The sequence below is a fragment of the Moorena sp. SIO4E2 genome (assembly GCF_010671945.1).
Taxonomy (GTDB): Bacteria; Cyanobacteriota; Cyanobacteriia; order Cyanobacteriales; family Coleofasciculaceae; genus Moorena; species Moorena producens.
This window is the reverse complement of sequence record NZ_JAAHIE010000908.1, coordinates 1-2,270: the sequence shown is the minus strand read 5'-3', so window position 1 is coordinate 2,270 and position 2,270 is coordinate 1. Positions and strand designations below refer to the sequence as shown.

The window sequence follows — 2,270 nt, the reverse complement described above, 5'->3', positions numbered from 1 at the left end:
TTCTGACTCACTCTCAAGGGATTGTTGCCCTCTTAGCCGCTAACCTGTATGTGTTCTGCTTCGGCTTTTCCTGGGGACCAGTGGTCTGGGTGATGCTAGGGGAAATGTTCAACAACCAGATTCGAGGGTCTGCATTGTCTGTTGGTGCTTCAACTCAATGGCTGGCTAATTTTTTCATTACCATCACTTTCCCCATTCTCCTGACTAGATTTGGTTTAGGTACTGCTTATGGTCTTTATACCATTGCTGCTGCTATCTCCTTTTTCTTAGTTGTGTTCGCAGTTCGGGAAACCAAAGGTAAGGAACTTGAAGCAATGTGATCTTAAGTATTCAGCTATAAGTATTCAGCTATTGAATAAAATGTAAGCATTGGTTTAATCTCAGTGAAGTCACAGGCTGGAAGCCTGTGCCACAAAGCTGACCGCTGACCGCTGACCGCTGTTCGCGTAGCGTGCGCGTAGCGCATAAGCTGAATACTTACGATATTACTCTTCTTGTTGTTGCTCCTGCTCATCTTCTTGTTTTAGCTCCTGTTCTTTATCCTGTGTTTGCTGCTGATCATCTTCTTGTTTTACCTCCTGTTTTCCCTCTTCTTCTTCCTTCTGTTTTTCCTCATATTCTTTCAGAAGTTGAGCAACTCGCTTCTGAATCTCTAGGTGCTTTTCTACACCTTCATAGGTATAACGGTTGTAACCATTATTGTCGATTATAGCTTCCAAATTATTAATCCGTTCTTTAGTCTCTGGGTGAGTTGAAAGCCAAGGAAATAATGGTTTTGGTCCACCTTGATCATGCAGTGTAATCATCAAATTGCGCAATCCATCTGCTGCATAGCCACTAGCCGCAAGAATTTTAGTTCCTAAATCATCAGCCTGACGTTCCATATTCCGGCTATAGTTAAGTACAATTAAATTAGCAGCAGTGCCACCATAGGGGATAAATTGGGTAATGTTAGCAGTCAAGTTACCTTGAGTGACTAACTGGAAACCGTGGGATAAGACAGCATGGGATAGTTCGTGAGCCAGTAAACCAGCTAATTCTGCTTCGGACTTGGTTTTTAGGATAGCCCCAGCGTTGATAAATATTTTACCTCCCGGTAGCGCAAAAGCATTGAGTTGGTCATCCATGACTACAAAAAACTCGTAGTTAAACTCATCGCGACCTGTTACCTTGGTAAGTTCATTTCCCATTTCCCGCACATACTCCAGGACTTCTTCGTCTTCTAGCATCGGTAATTGCTTTTGTGCTTGCTTAGCAATTCTTTTCCCAATGCCTGATTCTCCCTGAAGCATTAATACAGTTGACTCTATTGCCGATAGCGGACCAAAGAGATTACCAGTAAAAACATAACCTAATGTTCCAGTGATCACATTCATTATTGTATTACCGGTAATTTCATTCCGGAGATGGGAAATGTGGCGGTCTAGATGCTGATCAGCCAACTGAAGAAACTCTTCCGATTGAGGATTATCAGTATTAAACAGGGCAAATTCACGAGCTACCAGAGATGCTTCAAACCAATTTTCTGAGTCTGCTAGCATTGCCATGGTTACCTTGATTAATTCCGGCTCATTGGGATATAGATTTTTAGCTTGCGTTAAAACTACTAAGGCTTCATCAAGCCGCTCATAATCTTTTAAAGCTTGAGCGTAGCGTATATGACCGGGAATAAATTCTGGTTGCTGCTCTACTAAAAACTTGAGGGGAATCAGAATTTTACTTTCTAAATTCTTTTCTAACCCTGACTCATAGTTACGCCAGTACACTCCACCAGCGGGAGAGAGTTGAGCGGTTTCGTAAATTGCTAATGGTAGCTCTTGAACTGGTTCTGGATTATCAAAAGGATTCTTTGCTTCACGATATAGTTGTTCAGCACCAATTATATCTCCACTTAGATAAAGTCTATCGGCTTCAATAAGTTTTTGCTGTTTGGCCAGTTCTTCTGGACTAAGTTCTTCAGCTTCTGCTTCCAGGTCGTTTTCGTTAGGGTCTTCAGCAGTTGTGGTTTCTTCTTTCTTTACCTCTGTATCCGCAGTTTCTGTATCCGAAGCCTCTGTATCTGGAGTTTCTGTATCCGCAGTTTCTGTATCCGCAGTTTCTGTATCCGCAGTTTCTGTATCTGGAGTTTCTGTATCCGAAGTTGCTGTATCTTTGGTATCTGAGTCTATTGTAGGTACAGTTGTCGTAGAAGTGTCTGTTTCTGGAAGTTCCCTATCCACTAAGATATCTGGCTGCTCGGTGTCTTCAGTGGAATTATCCGGTAATGGCAC

At 42.3% G+C, this 2,270-nt stretch carries 3 protein-coding genes; 1 reads left to right on the top strand and 2 read right to left on the bottom strand.

Features of this window, described 5'->3' with window-relative positions; all coding sequences use genetic code 11:
• On the top strand, nucleotides 1-320 hold a 320-nt coding region (locus tag F6K37_RS38850; RefSeq protein WP_287256541.1), incomplete at its 5' end, for an MFS transporter.
• A 14-nt stretch (nucleotides 321-334) separates the two neighbouring features.
• On the opposite strand, the gene F6K37_RS38845 is transcribed toward F6K37_RS38850, so the two are convergent.
• Nucleotides 335-466, bottom strand: coding sequence for a hypothetical protein (locus F6K37_RS38845; protein ID WP_287256537.1), 132 nt, complete (start codon nucleotides 464-466; stop codon nucleotides 335-337).
• Between the two features lie 19 nt (nucleotides 467-485).
• Nucleotides 486-2,270: M48 family metalloprotease (locus F6K37_RS38840; RefSeq protein ID WP_287256534.1), on the bottom strand; the 1,785-nt coding region annotated here is incomplete at its 5' end.

Coding starts and splice junctions, on each gene's coding strand:
- F6K37_RS38845 (WP_287256537.1), bottom strand. CDS start 466: ATGCGCTACGCGCACGCTACGCGAACAGCGGTCAGCGGTCAGCGGTCA.